Annotated in this window: 14 protein-coding genes and 1 pseudogene; 8 read left to right on the top strand and 7 right to left on the bottom strand. The window is 70.4% G+C overall.

Annotated features, from left to right (window positions below; translation table 11 throughout):
- Window positions 1-521: 521 nt before the first annotated feature.
- On the bottom strand, window positions 522-1289 hold the full coding sequence (locus AB0M67_RS21960; protein ID WP_365747798.1) for a hypothetical protein: 768 nt from the start codon (window positions 1287-1289) through the stop codon (window positions 522-524).
- Between the two features lie 144 nt (window positions 1290-1433).
- Between AB0M67_RS21960 and AB0M67_RS21955 the strand changes: the two genes are divergently transcribed.
- The gene (locus AB0M67_RS21955; protein WP_365747882.1) at window positions 1434-2357 is read left to right on the top strand and encodes a phosphatidylinositol-specific phospholipase C; all 924 of its coding nucleotides are present in this window, start codon (window positions 1434-1436) and stop codon (window positions 2355-2357) included.
- Between the two features lie 103 nt (window positions 2358-2460).
- Here the strand turns inward: AB0M67_RS21955 and AB0M67_RS21950 are convergent, their stop codons facing one another.
- The 4 genes from AB0M67_RS21950 to AB0M67_RS21935 form a co-directional block, all read right to left on the bottom strand.
- On the bottom strand, window positions 2461-3906 hold the full coding sequence (locus AB0M67_RS21950; protein WP_365747796.1) for a HAMP domain-containing sensor histidine kinase: 1446 nt from the start codon (window positions 3904-3906) through the stop codon (window positions 2461-2463).
- Complete coding sequence (locus AB0M67_RS21945) at window positions 3903-4670, bottom strand: response regulator transcription factor (protein ID WP_365747794.1); 768 nt, start codon at window positions 4668-4670, stop codon at window positions 3903-3905. The genes AB0M67_RS21950 and AB0M67_RS21945 overlap by 4 nt, the downstream gene beginning before the upstream one ends.
- 167 nt (window positions 4671-4837) lie before the next feature.
- Window positions 4838-5875: a trypsin-like peptidase domain-containing protein gene (locus AB0M67_RS21940; RefSeq protein WP_365747793.1), complete on the bottom strand. Its 1038-nt coding sequence runs from the start codon at window positions 5873-5875 to the stop codon at window positions 4838-4840.
- Window positions 5876-6019: 144 nt separating this feature from the next.
- Window positions 6020-6442 carry an ATP-binding protein gene (locus tag AB0M67_RS21935; protein WP_365747792.1) on the bottom strand — a complete coding sequence of 141 codons (423 nt, stop codon included), beginning with the start codon at window positions 6440-6442 and terminating at the stop codon, window positions 6020-6022.
- 301 nt (window positions 6443-6743) lie between these two features.
- Between AB0M67_RS21935 and AB0M67_RS21930 the strand changes: the two genes are divergently transcribed.
- Together AB0M67_RS21930 and AB0M67_RS21925 are read left to right on the top strand one after the other, a co-directional pair.
- The gene (locus tag AB0M67_RS21930) at window positions 6744-7286 is read left to right on the top strand and encodes a UTRA domain-containing protein (RefSeq protein WP_365747790.1); all 543 of its coding nucleotides are present in this window, start codon (window positions 6744-6746) and stop codon (window positions 7284-7286) included.
- Window positions 7283-8077: a GntR family transcriptional regulator gene (locus tag AB0M67_RS21925; protein WP_365747788.1), complete on the top strand. Its 795-nt coding sequence runs from the start codon at window positions 7283-7285 to the stop codon at window positions 8075-8077. Before AB0M67_RS21930 ends, AB0M67_RS21925 begins: the two co-directional genes overlap by 4 nt.
- Before the next feature lie 68 nt (window positions 8078-8145).
- On the opposite strand, the gene AB0M67_RS21920 is transcribed toward AB0M67_RS21925, so the two are convergent.
- Window positions 8146-9168, bottom strand: a complete 1023-nt coding sequence (locus tag AB0M67_RS21920) for a LacI family DNA-binding transcriptional regulator (RefSeq protein ID WP_365747786.1) — start codon at window positions 9166-9168, stop codon at window positions 8146-8148.
- Window positions 9169-9191: 23 nt separating this feature from the next.
- Entirely contained in the window at window positions 9192-10076 is an 885-nt protein-coding gene (locus AB0M67_RS21915; RefSeq protein WP_365747784.1) for a response regulator transcription factor, read from the bottom strand.
- A 258-nt stretch (window positions 10077-10334) separates the two neighbouring features.
- On the opposite strand from AB0M67_RS21915, the pseudogene AB0M67_RS21910 reads away from it, so the two are divergent.
- The 5 genes and pseudogenes from AB0M67_RS21910 to AB0M67_RS21890 all read left to right on the top strand — a co-directional run.
- Window positions 10335-11162, top strand: a pseudogene (locus AB0M67_RS21910) (alpha/beta fold hydrolase); the annotation flags it as partial.
- Window positions 11163-11186: 24 nt separating this feature from the next.
- A complete protein-coding gene (locus AB0M67_RS21905; RefSeq protein WP_308404906.1) occupies window positions 11187-11468 on the top strand; it encodes a MoaD/ThiS family protein in 282 nt (93 codons plus the stop codon).
- Between the two features lie 10 nt (window positions 11469-11478).
- Entirely contained in the window at window positions 11479-12888 is a 1410-nt protein-coding gene (locus tag AB0M67_RS21900) for a hypothetical protein (RefSeq protein WP_365747782.1), read from the top strand.
- A 166-nt stretch (window positions 12889-13054) separates the two neighbouring features.
- Complete coding sequence (locus AB0M67_RS21895; RefSeq protein ID WP_365747780.1) at window positions 13055-13804, top strand: DUF2993 domain-containing protein; 750 nt, start codon at window positions 13055-13057, stop codon at window positions 13802-13804.
- A gap of 499 nt (window positions 13805-14303) precedes the next feature.
- Window positions 14304-15143, top strand: coding sequence for a sulfurtransferase (locus AB0M67_RS21890; RefSeq protein WP_356514804.1), 840 nt, complete (start codon window positions 14304-14306; stop codon window positions 15141-15143).
- Window positions 15144-15154: the final 11 nt, after the last annotated feature.

Here is a 15154-nt window from a genome sequence, read left to right as displayed (position 1 = left end):
AACAACCCCCTATGTCCCAGTTTGGCGGGCCATTCCGAGGTCCTCAGGCAGGTGATGCGTCCTGAGTTCGGTTAAGTCGTCCCCACGACACATCACCTCCTCCGACCGGCCCAATCAGCGCCTTATGAGTCACAGCCACCCCACCACCCACACACCCCCACCAGCGGGGCATGAATCCCGACCGTCCACGGGGGTCAGTCGCTTTGCCGGGGCCGGGCCGCCCCACTCCACTGCTGCGCAGCCCCGCAGGGCCCACCGGGCTGGAAGCCGGGACCCGACCCCCGGAACAGAGGTGCTTTCCCGGGGACCCCTCCCCCCGGGCCGCCCCCCTTCAAAGCTGCACTTGCGGTGGAGGGTTGGGTGTCAAGGGTGGGCGTAGCCCATCGGCTTGCCGACGCGACGAAGGAGCGCCCTTGACGCCCGACCCGGAACCGCGAAACTGAAACCTAGGGGCGGCCCCCACCTGCCATCGAACTCTCCGGGTGAGCCCGACTACCCCTCGGTCGTGTCCCCCGCCCCCCTCAACTCCAGTCGAACGTCAGCAGCGCCAGCCGCTCAACAGGCTCGAAGAACAGCAGAATCCAGTCGGCGCCGCCGCGCCGGTAGTGCCAGCCCGGCACCGCCGCCACGAAGCGGAACGGGTTCCCGGTCGGGCTCACCGGCCATCCGCCGTCCTCGTCGAACTCAAGACGGAACAGGTCGGGGTCGGCCCAGTTGCCCTGGTCCGCGTGGCCGCCGAGCTGGTCGAGCAGCGCCACCTCGTCGGTCGCTCCGTACACCGGAGCGCCGTCGTCGTCGCGCATGAACAGCCGACCGTCGCGCCGGAACGCGTCCCGGTGCGTCCGGTAGCTGCGCTCCTGGCTCTCGCAGTGTTCGTCCAGCGCGGCGCGGAACCCCGGCCAGGGCTCCGGTACCTCCTCGGGGGTGGTCGCCCGCGCGAAGTACCGTACGTCGCCGAGCAACCGGTACCGGTCGCCCTCCAGCGCGAAACCGAGCCAGTTGGGCGTCTGGAGCGCGGAGTGGAAGTCCCGGGTGTGGTCGCCGAGATAGCCCTCCGCCGGTTCCAGCGGGCTGACCAGATGGATCCACCCGTGCCAGGCCGGGTCGACGTGCGCCAGATCGATCGAGATCAAGGGGTGCAGATGCCGGGCCAGATCGATCTGTTCGGCGACGAACACGTCGGCCGGCTCGGGGTAGACCCGCAGGCCCGTCCCGGCAGTGGTGACATCCTCCCGCATCCGGCGGGCTCCTCCTTCGCCCGCCCCGGTGAGTGCCTCTTCCTCGGACATTGACGCCCCTCCTGCGACCACCGATCAAATGATGATCAACCTTAGCCGTCCACCCATGCACTGTTCCTTGCGTGTCGTGTACCGGTCATAATCCGAGGGCTGACCCCCCACTTTTGACGGAGGCACCCTCGTATGAGCCCGCGTATGAACCCCCATATCGGTACAGGTATCGGTACGCATGTCGGTACGCGAATCGGCACGCGCCGGGGCTTCTTGGCCGGCGCGTTCGCTGTTTCCGCCGCCGCCCTGATCGGCGCGGCCCCGGCCGTGGCCGCGCCGCGGCGCGCGCTCGCCACATACGACTGGATGGGCGGCTTCGCCGACTCCACCCCCGTACAGCGGCTGACCATCCCCGGCACCCACAACTCAGGCGCGCGCTCCGGCGGCCTCTGGGTGGCCTGCCAGGACACCACCATCGCCCAGCAGTTGACCAGCGGCGTCCGGTTCCTCGACGTCCGCTGCCGGGCGTTCGAGAACGCGTTCACGATCCACCACGCCGCGTTCTACCAGAACCTGAACTTCGACGATGTCCTGAACGCCTGCCGGGACTTCCTCCGGGCCAACCCCTCCGAGACCGTCCTGATGCGCGTCAAGCAGGAGTACTCGGGGGAGAGCGACGCGGAGTTCCGGCGGATCTTCGACACCTACCTCGACGGCAAGGGCTGGCGCTCCCTCTTCCGGCTCGACGGCAACCTCCCGACGCTTGGCGAGGCGCGCGGACGGGTCGTCCTGCTCGCGGACAACGGTGGACTGCCCGGGGTGCGGTACGGGGACGCCGGCCTCTTCGACATCCAGGACGACTACCAGGCGGAGCCCGGCGCCAAGTACCCCAAGATCGAGGCGCACTTCCGCAAGGCGGCTCAGCAGCCCGGGAAGATGTTCATCAACTACGTCAGCACGGCGGCCCTGCTGCCGCCCCGCTGGAACTCCGACCGGCTGAACCCGCAGGTCCACACCTTCCTCGACGGAGCCGAGGCGAGCGGCTGGCGCGGGCTCGGGATCGTACCGCTGGACTTCCCCGCCACCCGGCCCGGACTGGTCGAGTCGCTCATCCGCCACAACGGCTGACGGAGAACAGCGCAGGGAGCAAGCAAGCGCAGACAGCCAGCGCAGGCAGCAAGCGCAGAGCAGCGCAGGACCACGCGAGGCCCCCGGAACCGGAACCGGCCGCTCAGAGATCCGAGCCGATTCCGGGGGCCCCCGGCGGAGGTGTCGGCGGCGGTGTCGGCGCTCCCGGAATCAGGATCGACGCCACCGTCCCGCCCCCCGCCGCCTGCCGCAGCGCGATCTCGCCGCCCGTCTGCTGGACCGTACGCGCCACGATCGACAGCCCCAGACCGGAGCCCGGCAGCGCGCGGGCCGACGGCGAGCGCCAGAACCGTTCGAAGACATGCGGCAGTTCGTCTGCCGGGATTCCCGGGCCGTGGTCCCGTACGGTCAGCTCGCCGTTCGCGCTCAGCGACACCTCCACCGAACCGCCGGACGGGCTGAACTTCACCGCGTTGTCGAGGACGTTGATCAGCGCCCGTTCGAGGGCGGCCGGTTCGGCCCGTACGTACCAGGGGCTGAGCTCGGCGCTGATGATCAGATCGGGCCCGCGCAGCCGTGCCCGCTCCAGCGCGCTCTCCACGATGTCGTGCAACGCGACGACCTGGAGCGGACCGGGGTCCGCGGCGTCCGGGCGCGACAGCTCCTGGAGATCACCGATGAGCGCGGCCAGCTCGGTCATCTGCGCCTTGACGGACGCCATGAGCGCCTTGCGGTCGTCGGGCGGGATAGCCCGGCCCGTCTCCTCGCTGCGGGCGAGCAGCTCGATATTCGTACGGAGCGAGGTGAGCGGCGTCCGCAGCTCGTGCCCGGCGTCCGCGATCAGCTGCGACTGCCGGTCCCGGGAGGACGCGAGGGCGGCGGTCATGGAGTTGAAGGAGCGGGACAGCCGGGCGATCTCGTCCTCGCCCTCGACGGGGATACGGATGGCGAGATCCTCGGTCCGCGCCACATGCTCGACGGCCCGGGTCAGCCCGTCGACGGGCCGCAGCCCGGACCTGGCGACCCAGAGCCCGGCCGCGCCCGCGCCGATCACGCCGACGCCGGCGACGGCGGTGAGCAGCAGGGCCAGCCGGTTCAGCGAGGCGTCGATCTCGGCGAGGGGACGCGACACGGTCACGGCGACCTGGGTGCCGGGCCGGTAGAGGGTGGCCCTCGTGAAGACGCGGACTTTGGCCCCGCTGTCGGTGACGCTGTTGTGGAGCGAGTCACGCAGGGTGCCGGTGGCGACCGCCACATCCTGCGGCTGGACCTTCACAGGCTCCGAGTACGAGGCCACACAGCGAGTGCCGTCGCTCAGGACCACCTGGACATAGGCGAAGCCGGTCCCGTTCCCGGGGCTGGTCGGGGCGCCGCAGTTGTTGAGCGCGTCCTGCACCGCGGGCTGTTCGGCTCTGGTGTTCCTGAGCGAGTTGTCCAGCTCGCTCTCCAGCTGCGTGCGCGTCAGCAGCCAGCAGGCCACCGCCGCGATCGCGACCGCCACCGCGACCGCCGTGGCGACCAGAAGCGCGAGGCGGGAGCGGAGCGGCAGCGTACGGAGCCGGTGGAGCGGGCCCGTCGGACCGGTCACGCGGGTCCGCCCGTCCCGGCGCCCGCGCCCGTCCCGCCGCTCCCCGCGTCGGCGCGCAGCGCGTACCCCACGCCCCGCACCGTGTGGACCAGCCGGGGTTCACCGCCGCTCTCCGTCTTCCGGCGCAGATACATCACGTACACATCGAGGGAGTTGGAGCTCGGCTCGAAGTCGAAGCCCCATACCGCCTTGAGGATCTGCTCCCGGGTCAGCACCTGCCTCGGGTGCGAGAGGAACATCTCCAGCAGGGTGAACTCGGTACGGGTCAGCTCCACCCGCCGGGTTCCGCGCGTCACTTCGCGCGTCGTCAGATCCATCCGCAGATCGGCGAAGGCCAGCACATCGTCATCGGGCTGATCGCCGGCCGAGGTCGCGGCGTACGAGCTGCGTCGCAGCAGGGCGCGGATCCGGGCGAACAGTTCGTCCAGCTCGAAGGGTTTGACCAGGTAGTCGTCGGCGCCCGCGTCCAGGCCCGTGACCCGGTCACCGACCGTGTCGCGGGCCGTCAGCATCAGGATCGGCACCTTCGAGCCGCTGCCCCGGAGCCTGCGGGCCGCCGTCAGGCCGTCCATCCGCGGCATCTGGATATCGAGGACGATCAGATCCGGACCGTAGGCCGCGGCCTTGCCGAGCGCGTCGACGCCGTCGACGGCGACCTCGGTCCCGTATCCGTCGAAGGCGAGGCTCCGCTGGAGGGCCTCGCGTACGGCGGGCTCGTCGTCGACGATCAGGATCCGCTGGGGATCGCCTTCGGCGGGACTCATGTCGCTACTACCTCGTCAGTCGGCTCGGTGGTGGAACGGTGGAACGGTGGAACGGTCGGACAGAGGTCAACGGTCGCACGACCCGGCGCGGCCCGTGCTAACAGCGTCGCACGCCCGCCCGCCCCACGGCGGCTCGCGCCCGGTGGTTTGTACCGCGCCCCCGGGGATCAGCTGGTGCCGCCGGAGCGCAGCGCCGAGAGGTCCGACTTGACGGTGTTGACCGGGATGGCGAAGCCCAGACCCACGCTGCCGGCGCCGGAGCTGCCGGACGCGGACGACGAACTCGGCGCGTACATCGCGGAGTTGATGCCGATGATCTCGCCGTTCATATTGATCAGCGCGCCACCCGAGTTGCCCGGGTTGAGCGAGGCGTCCGTCTGGAGCGCCTTGTACGTGGTCTTCGAGGAGCCGGTGTCGCCGTTGAACTGCTGCCCGCCGAACTCGAACGGCCAGTTGCCCCCGCCCCGCTGCGGCAGCTGCTGACCCTGGTCCTCGTCCTTGGCCACGGTGACATCGCGGTTGAGCGCCGAGATGATGCCGCTGGTGACGGTGCCGGTCAGACCCTCGGGGGAGCCGATCGCCACGACCTGGTCGCCGACCTTCACCTGGTCGGAGTTGCCGAGCGTGGCCGTCTTGAGACCGCTCGCGCCCTCCAGCTTGATCAGCGCGAGATCCTTGTCCGCGTCGGTGCCCACGACCTGGGCGGTATAGGTCTTCCCCGTGCTGAGCTGCACCTTTATCGAGGAGGCACCGGAGATCACATGGTTGTTCGTGACGATCTCGCCGTCGGACGTGATGATCACGCCTGAGCCGGTGGACTCACCGCTCGTGGAGGTCGCGTTGATCTCGACGATGGCGGGGGCCACGGCCTGGGCGACCCCGGCCACCGTGCCCGCGCTGCTCTGCGACACGGTGGTCCCGCTGACCGACGTACCGGCACTGTCGGTGCCGCCGCCGGTGTAATTCCCGACCAGGGCCGCCGTACCACCCCCGACGACCGCGGCGGCGATCGCCACGGCGGCGAGCAGCGCCACCGGACGCCTGGCGCGCCGGTGCGGGGTGGCGGTGCCGCCGACGGGAACGGCGGGCCCGTACGAGGGCGGCGGCGGGTACGCCGAGCCCTGGAACCCCTGCCCCTGGAACCCCTGGGTGGGGTGCTGCTGTTCGCTGCCTTCGTCGCCGCTGCCGCGGTAGTAGTCCGTCATGGCTACGACTGTCGGGCGCGTACATGAGAACGGACTGAGGAGGCCCTGAGAAGGGCAACAAAACCGCGTATGCCCCATATAAAGAAGGCGCGCCACCCGAGCCGAGGCGGCTACTTCCCGTGTTCCACGGCGCCGGCCACCGATTCAGCCGGAACTGATCCGGGCCCACACCATCTTGCCGACACCGACGCGATCGGCCACGCCCCACTCATCAGCCAGCGCGTCCACGATCACGAGCCCGCGCCCGTCACATGCGTCCACGTTTCCCGTCCGTCGGGCCGGATGGACGGGGCACGCGTCATGGACCTCGATACGCAGACCGTGGGGAGCCGGGAGATGAACCGGGAGATATCGCGTCTCGATCTCGCGCCCTGGCGATACGCGCGCGTGACGCACCGCGTTCGTCAAAAGCTCTGACAGCACCAGAAGTGCCGCATCCTCCAACGCCGACAGTCCCCACGTCGTCAGCGCCTTACGCAACTCCATTCGCGCCGGCCCGACACAGCTCGGATGGCGATTCCGCCGCAGCACCACCGCGTCGTTGTTCTGATCCTGGAGGTGCCTCATCCGGAGACCTCTGTCAATGGGGTCTGCCCCGCTCCAACGAAGCGGGGGCTCGTCGAGGGCGATAAGCCCGGCAAGAGAAGGTCGAATGGATGAACGGAAAACGCACTCATTGTCCACGTTCCTTCAAAGCGCGCGGACGAAGACGCAGTGCGTCGCCGTCTCGTGCTGAGCTGTACGATCCCCAGGAACATACTGCTATTCGCGAAAGGCGGCAAGGTTGGCGGGGGCTGTGAGTGGCGAGTGCTCACTTACCGTGTAGAGCAGCAAGGTCGAAGTCGTGTCAGCAGCACAGGAGGACGTCATGAGCGCCGGCGAATGGGTCCGCACCTCGATGCCGTATCTGACACCACCCGGTAAGGGGCAACCCGACGCGTGGGGCGCGGAGTTGGCGGCGCGGGGGCGGCCGGGTGGTCAGCGGATCGTCGGTGCGGGCGAGGTGGAGGCGTTGGACGAGGTGGCCGGATTGCTCGGCGTCGCCGTAGGGGAGTTGGTCGTCGTGCGGAGGCGGGTGATGTTCCTGGAGGACCTGCCCTGCGAGCTGACTGACACGTACTACCCCGCTTCCGTCGCACGCGGCACGCGTCTCGCCGGGACAGCGAAGATCCCCGGCGGAGCCGTCGCTCTCCTCGCCGAGCTGGGGTACGTCGGCGTACGCGTCCAGGAGGACGTGACCGCCCGGATGCCCACGGAGGAAGAGCGCGAAGTACTACGCATCGAGCCGGGCGAGCCGGTGCTGTGCCTGGCCCGGGTCACTCTCGACAGGGAGGACCGGCCCATCCAGCTAGACAAGATGACCCTGCCCGCACACCGGCAGCGCCTGCGTTACGAGATGAGGATCGGATGACGACCACGCCCCGGCCCGGAGAGGACGCGGAAGAGGGTGCGTACGACCGCCGGCCGCTCCATGAGCGGATCGCCGCCGATCTGCGCGACGAGATCATGACCGGGGATCTCGCCCCCGGCACCAGCCTGCCGTCCACCGTGCGGCTCAAGGAGCGGTTCGGCGCCTCGAACGCCACGGTGCAGAAGGCGCTGGGACTCCTCAAGGACGAGCGACTGGTCGTTGGCCGGGCGGGCGCCGCCGTGACCGTAAGGGAACACCGGCAGCTGACCGTGCGCCCCGCCTCGTCCATGGCCCCGGCCGATGCCGGTGAACCGTATCGCTGGCTCGCCGAGACCGCGAAGCGAGGTGGAAAGGCCCGGAGCAAGCTCCTCGCCGTCGCCGAGATCACTCCGCCCGCGGATGTCTCGGCAGCCCTGCGCCTGCCCGACGGCGGTACGGCGCTCCTCCGCCACCAGGTGCTCACACTCGACGACGAACCGGTGGAACTGGTCCACGCCTACTACCCCTTGGAAATCGCCCGAGGCACCGCGCTGATGGAGCACCGTCGGATCAAGGGCGGAACGCCCACCCTCCTGGCCGGTCTGGGCTACGTGCCCCGGCTCAGCGTCGACCACGTCTCCGCCCGCATACCTACGCGTGAGCAGTACGAAGCACTCCGGTTGCCCGGCGATCTGCCCGTGCTGCGGACCCTGCGCGTGGTGTACGCCGACAACGAGCAGCCCATCGAGGCCACGGTGATGGCCAAGGCGGGGCACCTGTACGAGCTGCGGTACGAGTTCACGCCCGAGTGACCGTCCGCCCGGCGACCGGCCGGGCCCGCGAAGATCGGCCGGGCCCGCGAAGATCGGCCGGACAGGACCTACGCGCAGCCGCAGGAGCGGCGCACGATCAGGGCCGACGGGAACTGCTTCACCCGTTCCCGTCGCGACCCCGCCACCCGCAGACCGTCGTCCAGTACGAGATCCACCGCCGCCCGCGCCATCGCCGGCCGGTCGGAGGAGATCGTCGTCAGCGGCGGGTCCGTGAGTCCGGCTTCCTTGACGTCGTCGAAGCCCGCCACGGCCAGTTCGCCGGGGACGTCGATCCGCAGTTCGCGGGCGGCCCGCAGTACACCGATCGCCTGGTCGTCGGTGGAGCAGAAGATCGCCGGCGGCCGGTCCGGGCCCGAGAGCAGTTCCAGCGCGACCTTGTACGCGTCGTACCGGTTGTAGAGCGCCCGGAAGAGGCGCCCCTCCACCGGCCGCCCGGCCTCCAGCATCGCCCGGCGCCAGCCCTCGACGTGGTCGGTCACCGGGTCGCCGATGACCGGGGTGGACTCGACCCCGCCGAGGCAGGCCACGTACGGATGGCCGTGCTCCAGCAGATGACGGGTGGCGAGCTGGGCGCCGCCGATGTCGTCCGTGACGACGGCCACGTCGTCGATGCCCTCGGGCCGCTCGTGCAGCAGCACGACCCGGGCGTCCCAGGCCTCTATCTCGGCCGCCGCGCGCTCGCTCGGGCCCTGGCTGACCAGGATCAGCCCCGACACCCGCATGCCCAGGAAGGCCCGCAGATAGTGGACTTCGCGCTCATTGCGGTAGTCGGAGTTGCCGACGAGCACCATCTTCCCGCGCTCGGCCGCGGCCTGTTCGACCGCGTGCGCCATCTCCGCGAAGAAGGGCTGTCTCGCGTCCGGCACGACGACCCCTATGAGGTCGGTCCGCCGCGAGGCCATCGCCTGGGCGACCCGGTCGGGCCGGTAGCCCAGCTCCTTGATCGCGGCGACCACCCGCTCGCGCGTGGCCGGAGCGACCGGCCTCGGTCCGTTGTTGATGACATAGCTGACGACAGCGGTGGACGTACCCGCCAGTCGTGCCACATCGTCCCGCGTCACCTTGGCCACGCGCGGAGTCTACGCGTGGTGACCTACCGCTTGGCAGGTCGCACGGCACTTTCTTGTGTCGCGTCCAGTCCGGCGGCCACGTCGTCGTCCCCGGGGTCCTCGGCCTTCTCGTGCCGGGGCTCGGGGTGAGACCCGTTGGAGGAGGCGTTGTGCGAGCCGTTGTGGGACGGTCGCGCGGTGGCGTTCGCCCGCGTTCCCTCGGTCGTCCGCTCGGTCTTCTCCGAGCCGCGGTCGCCCTTGTCCGGGGTGACGAAGCGGTAGCCGACGTTTCGGACGGTCCCGATGAGCGACTCGTGCTCGGGGCCGAGCTTCGCGCGCAGCCGCCGTACGTGGACGTCGACCGTCCGCGTACCGCCGAAGTAGTCGTAGCCCCAGACCTCTTGGAGCAACTGGGCCCGGGTGAAGACCCGGCCGGGGTGCTGCGCGAGGTACTTGAGCAGCTCGAACTCCTTGAACGTCAGGTCAAGGACCCGACCCTTGAGCTTCGCGCTGTAGGTCGCCTCGTCGACCGACAGATCACCGTTGCGGATCTCCATCGGGGAGTCGTCGGTCGAGATCTGCTGCCGGCCCATCGCGAGCCGCAGCCGGGCCTCGACCTCGGCCGGACCCGCCGTGTCGAGCAGTACGTCGTCGATGCCCCAGTCCGCGGTGACGGCGGCGAGACCGCCTTCCGTCACGACGAGGATCAGCGGGCAGCCCGGTCCGGTGGACCGGAGCAGCTGGCAGAGCGACCGCACCTGCGGAAGGTCGCGTCGGCCGTCGATCAGAATGACGTCGGCACCGGGGGTGTCGACAAGAGCGGGCCCCTCGGCGGGGGCCACCCGCACATTGTGGAGCAGCAGTCCAAGAGCCGGCAGCACCTCCGTCGAGGGCTGGAGCGCGTTGGTCAGAAGCAGCAGAGAACTCATCGCCGCCCACCTGCCTCGGCCGGACTGTTGTCATACACGGTTCGCTTGCCCATTACGTCGGTTCCTCCTCGGTCCCTGCGAGGACGTATGCGGCACTGCTTGTCCTGCGTGGTGCCGGTCGCGGCTCCCTCGCCCTGAGGCCCGCGGCCGTATGTCCGTGTCTTCCGTCTGTGTCATCTGTCTGTAACAACGGACGGGAAACACAAAAGGACCCGGGGGCTACATTGCCCGGATCCTCTTCGCAGCAGAATAACCCACATGTGCTCGGTGCCAGAGGGTCAATCCCGCAGATCACCAGATTCCCCGTGTGCCCGGAGCACCCGGCGCACGGTTCTCAGGACCGTGGACGGGGTCCCCATCGAGGCGGTGTACGAGCCGTGTACGGCGGGTTTCGGGCCGGATTTCCGGGCGGGCGGCGGGACCGCGATCGTGCTCGCACACGGGTTCACCGGGTCAGTGGACAGGCCGGCCGTACGACGGGCGGCTCGGGTGTTCGCGCAGCGTGCGGCCGTGGTCACCTTCTCCTTCCGCGGACACGGCCGCTCGGGCGGGCGCTCCACGGTCGGCGACCGCGAGATCCTCGATCTGGCGGCGGCCGTGGAATGGGCCCGCGCGCTGGGCCATTCGCGTGTCGTGACCGTCGGCTTCTCCATGGGCGGGTCCGTGGTGCTGCGCCATGCCGCGTCGCACAGGGGGCGCACAGGTGCGCGGACCGACGCCGTGGCCGCCGTGAGCGCCCCCGCGCGCTGGTACTACCGGGGGACGGCCCCGATGCGGCGCCTGCACTGGGTGGTGACGCGACCCCTGGGCCGGCTCGTCGGCCGCTACGGACTGCGTACCCGTATCCATCACCGGGACTGGGACCCGGTGCCGCTCTCCCCGGTCGAGTCCGTCCCGCTGATCGCGCCGGTCCCGCTGCTCGTCGTACACGGCGACCGCGACCCGTACTTCCCGCTCGACCACCCCCGCGCGCTGGCCGGGGCGGCTGCTCCGGGCGCCGCCGAGCTGTGGCTCGAACCGGGCATGGGCCACGCCGAGAACGCGGCCGACGACGCGCTGCTCGACCGTCTCGGGGAGTGGCTGACGGACGCGCGAGGGCCGTCGGCCATCATGGGAGCCGACGAAAGGAGCGCCGCCATGGCATCGGGCACGATCCGCTACTGGGCCGCGGCCAAGGCCGCCGCGGGCACGGCGGAGGAGCCGTACGCGGCGGACACCCTGGCCGACGCGCTGGCCGCCGCGCGGGTGAGACACCCGGGCGAGCTGGTCCGCGTACTCCAGAGGTGTTCCTTCGTCGTCGACGGTGACCCTGTGGGGACCCGTGGACATGAGACCGTACGGCTTGCCGAGGGCGGCACGGTCGAGGTGCTCCCGCCGTTCGCAGGAGGGTGAATCCCAGCACATGAGCGACGACGATCAGCAGTATCGATACGGCCAGGGTCAGGGCCAGGGGTATGGCCAGGGTCAGGGGTACGGGCAGGGCCAGTACGGAGACCAGGGACAGGGCCAGGGCCAGGGCCAGGTGCAGTACGACCAGTACGGCCGCCCGCAGCAGCCGTCCTACGGTGCGTACGACGCGAACGGCGCGTACCAGGCCCAGGCCCAGGACCCGGGTGCCTCCCAGGGCTGGGCCGAGCCCCAGTACCCGCCGCAGGCCCACCAGGAGCCCGCGACGCAGACGTGGCAGGGCCAGACCTGGGACACCCAGTACCAGCCGCACGTCCAGCCCCAGGGCCAGCAGCCGCAGGGCCGGCAGTCGCAGGGCCAGGCTCACGCGTACCGGCCTCAGCCTCAGCAGGCCGCCGCCGACACCGCGTATCTGCCGCCGCAGGGCGCACAGGCCGCCTACCCGCTGCCTCCGGAGGTCCCCTCGGGGATGCCGTCGGAGGTGCCGTCGCCTGCCTCGGCGCCGTACGCGCCCCAGGCCCAGGCCCAGGCTCAGGCCCCGGCCGTCGCGGCTCCCTTCGCCGCCGCACCCGGCGCCACACCTCCCGGCGCCACACCTCCCGGTTCCGCCGACGGCTACAGCGCGCCCACCACCATGGGCAACGCCCGGATCACCGACGCCCAGCGCGCCCGCGCCGAGGGCCGCTCGCCGATCATCCCGCCGGGCATCCAGCCCGCCGGGCTGACCGCCCTGCTCGGCCTGCTGCTGGCGGGCGGCGCGGCCATCGGGACGTACGCGCTGCTCGTCCCGCTCGTCCTGCTCCAGGCCGTCACGGCGGCCGGCTGGTTCCGGCTGAACGGCATGTGGCCGGCCAGGCAGGGCATCGCGCTCGCCTTCCTGGGCGGGATCACCGCGGACATCGCCCTGCTCGCGGCGGGCCGGGAGAACGCTCCCGCCGCGATCATCGGCACCCTCGGGGTGTGGGTGCTGCTCGTCGTCGTCCTGCAACTGCGCAGCCGCGCGGGTGCCGACGAGCGGATGACGGGCCTGATGGCCACCGTCGCCTCGGCGGCGCTCACCATCCTCGCCACCGGCCAGCTCGCGGCCGTGCCGGACGCGGTGGTCGTCGGCGGGCTGGCGGTCGCGGCGGCGGCCGTGGCCCGCGCCCTCCCGCTGCCGGGCTTCGTCTCCGTCGTCGTGGCCCTGCTGGCCGGCGCGGGCGGCGGGATCGTGGCGGGTGGGATGACGGACCTGGGCGGCCAGGGCGCGCTGCTGGGGCTCGGCGCGGCGGTCTGCGCGCTGGTCGGGCTGCGCGCGGCGAGCTACGACTACCCGTCCCGCTTCGTGCATATGACCGCCGGGGTGGCGCTGCCGCTCACGGCCGCCGCCCCCGCCGTCTATCTGCTCGGCCGCATGCTGGTCTGACCCGGACCTGACAGGGGCTGACCCGTACGTGACGCAGGGCGCACGGCCGGCGGGGAACCGTACGCCCGCGCCGGACGTCGATCACTCCGACATCCGGCCAACCCGACTGGCGTTACGCTCACGGTCGTCAGGGGGCAGAAACGATCAAGGTGGGGGACACCGAACCATGCGCGCACTGCGGATACTGCTGATATTCGTCGTGATCTTCGGCGGGCTGTTCGTCGCCGCGGACCGGGCGGCGGTGTACTTCGCCGAGAGCGAGGTCGCCGACCGGGTCAGATCGAGCGCGGGACTGAGCTCCCAGCCCGATGTGTCCATCAAGGGCTTCCCCTTCCTGACCCAGGTCCTCGGCACCTCGCTGGACGAGGTGGAGATCAGCCTCGACGGCGTCAACGCCACGGCCGCCGGCCACGCGGTCCGGGTGACCCAGGTCAAGGGTGAGCTGAAGGACGTCAAGATCGACAGCAGCTTCTCGTCCGCCGTGGCCGGGCAGGCCAACGGCTCGGCGCGCATCTCGTACACGGACCTCGCCAAGTCGGCGCCGAAGGGCGCGACCGTCGGCTACGCCGGTGCCGAGCGGGCGGCGCAGGGGCAGGTCAAGGTCTCGGGGCCGCTGACGGAGGTGCTGGAAGGCGCGGGCATCACGATCCCGGACTCGGTCAAGGCCCTGCTGGGCAACCGGAGCGTCACGGCGTACAGCACGGTGACGCTGGACGGCGGTGACACGGTCCGGCTGAAGGCCGCGACCCTTCCCGAACTGCCGGTGCCCGGCATGGACGAGCAGGTGCGGGACGTGCTCGATTACGACCTGAAGATCGACGGACTGCCGTCGACCGTCAAGCTCGACAAGGTCACCGCGGCCGAGGACGGTCTGCACTTCTCCGGCGCCGGGTCGAACGTCTCCCTCACCGGCTGATCGCGCCCTCTCCCGCACCGGCCGACCGCGCCGGGTTCGCGCGGTCCGGAGGGCGGGTAACCGGATGCTGAGACGTCGGCGTCCGCTCCTCAGATGGCAGCGGGACACCGGCGGCGGGCCGGTGGACGGGCGCCGGACCGACCATACGATCGTCTCGCATTCCGGACGATCGAGTCTCAGGATGCGATCCCCCGGTGACATGTTCGCCGGGACGTCCCTACGATCGGACGTATGAAGCAACAGGCGGACTTCACAAAGCGGCGGGCAGTTGACCTGTGCCGCGTCGCCGCCATGCTCTGTCGCACCGTCTGAGCGGGACATTCGCGTCCCGTTTCCCCCGGGCCCTTCGAGATTCTCAGGGCCACCCCGCGTGCCGTACGCCGGCCGGGCCCGTGCCCGGAAGACGCGGCGGCAGCCGCGTCCCGCACCTCGCAGTACCCCGCCGCACTTCCCCAAGCTCTTGACGAGCAGGGGAGACCCCATCCCCGGAGGAGACAGCATGAGCCGCAGCGACGTCCTGGTAGACGCCGACTGGGTCGAGGCCCACATCGACGACCCGAAGGTGGTCATTGTCGAGGTCGACGAGGACACCTCGGCCTACGACAAGAACCACATCAAGAACGCTGTCAGGATCGACTGGAAGAAGGACCTCCAGGACCCGGTCCGCCGTGACTTCGTCGACCAGGAGGGCTTCGAGAAGCTTCTGTCGGCCAAGGGCATCGCCAACGACGACACCGTCATCCTCTACGGCGGCAACAACAACTGGTTCGCGTCCTACGCCTACTGGTACTTCAAGCTGTACGGGCACGACTCCGTCAAGCTCCTCGACGGCGGTCGCAAGAAGTGGGAGCTGGACTCCCGCGACCTGGTCGACGCCGTCCCGACGCGTGCCGCCACCACGTACAAGGCCAAGGCCCAGAACACCGCGATCCGCGCCTTCCGTGACGACGCGGTCGCCGCGATCGGCACGCAGAACCTGGTCGACGTGCGCTCGCCCGACGAGTTCAGCGGCAAGCTGCTCGCTCCGGCGCACCTCCCGCAGGAGCAGTCGCAGCGTCCGGGGCACATCCCGACCGCGCGCAACATCCCGTGGTCGAAGAACGCCAACGACGACGGCACCTTCAAGTCGGACGACGAGCTCAAGGAGCTCTACGCCGAGGAGCAGGTCGACCTGACGAAGGACACCGTCGCCTACTGCCGTATCGGCGAGCGCTCCGCGCTCACCTGGTTCGTGCTGCACGAGCTGCTCGGTGTCGAGAACGTCAAGAACTACGACGGCTCGTGGACCGAGTACGGCTCGCTCGTCGGTGTGCCGATCGAGCTCGGCGCCAACAAGTAATCACGCCCCGA

The sequence above is a fragment of the Streptomyces sp. NPDC051662 genome (assembly GCF_040681655.1).
Lineage (GTDB): Bacteria > Actinomycetota > Actinomycetes > Streptomycetales > Streptomycetaceae > Streptomyces.
This window is presented reverse-complemented; position numbering and strand designations above follow the sequence as displayed.

What these genes read in the sequence shown, in the direction of transcription:
- AB0M67_RS21935 (WP_365747792.1), bottom strand. Translation starts at nt 6,442, where the DNA reads ATGAGGCACCTCCAGGATCAGAACAACGACGCGGTGGTGCTGCGGCGG.
- AB0M67_RS21955 (WP_365747882.1), top strand. Translation starts at nt 1,434, where the DNA reads ATGAACCCCCATATCGGTACAGGTATCGGTACGCATGTCGGTACGCGA.
- AB0M67_RS21890 (WP_356514804.1), top strand. Translation starts at nt 14,304, where the DNA reads ATGAGCCGCAGCGACGTCCTGGTAGACGCCGACTGGGTCGAGGCCCAC.
- AB0M67_RS21900 (WP_365747782.1), top strand. Translation starts at nt 11,479, where the DNA reads ATGAGCGACGACGATCAGCAGTATCGATACGGCCAGGGTCAGGGCCAG.
- AB0M67_RS21925 (WP_365747788.1), top strand. Translation starts at nt 7,283, where the DNA reads ATGACGACCACGCCCCGGCCCGGAGAGGACGCGGAAGAGGGTGCGTAC.
- AB0M67_RS21960 (WP_365747798.1), bottom strand. Translation starts at nt 1,289, where the DNA reads ATGTCCGAGGAAGAGGCACTCACCGGGGCGGGCGAAGGAGGAGCCCGC.
- AB0M67_RS21915 (WP_365747784.1), bottom strand. Translation starts at nt 10,076, where the DNA reads ATGAGTTCTCTGCTGCTTCTGACCAACGCGCTCCAGCCCTCGACGGAG.
- AB0M67_RS21940 (WP_365747793.1), bottom strand. Translation starts at nt 5,875, where the DNA reads ATGACGGACTACTACCGCGGCAGCGGCGACGAAGGCAGCGAACAGCAG.
- AB0M67_RS21945 (WP_365747794.1), bottom strand. Translation starts at nt 4,670, where the DNA reads ATGAGTCCCGCCGAAGGCGATCCCCAGCGGATCCTGATCGTCGACGAC.
- AB0M67_RS21905 (WP_308404906.1), top strand. Translation starts at nt 11,187, where the DNA reads ATGGGAGCCGACGAAAGGAGCGCCGCCATGGCATCGGGCACGATCCGC.
- AB0M67_RS21895 (WP_365747780.1), top strand. Translation starts at nt 13,055, where the DNA reads ATGCGCGCACTGCGGATACTGCTGATATTCGTCGTGATCTTCGGCGGG.
- AB0M67_RS21930 (WP_365747790.1), top strand. Translation starts at nt 6,744, where the DNA reads ATGAGCGCCGGCGAATGGGTCCGCACCTCGATGCCGTATCTGACACCA.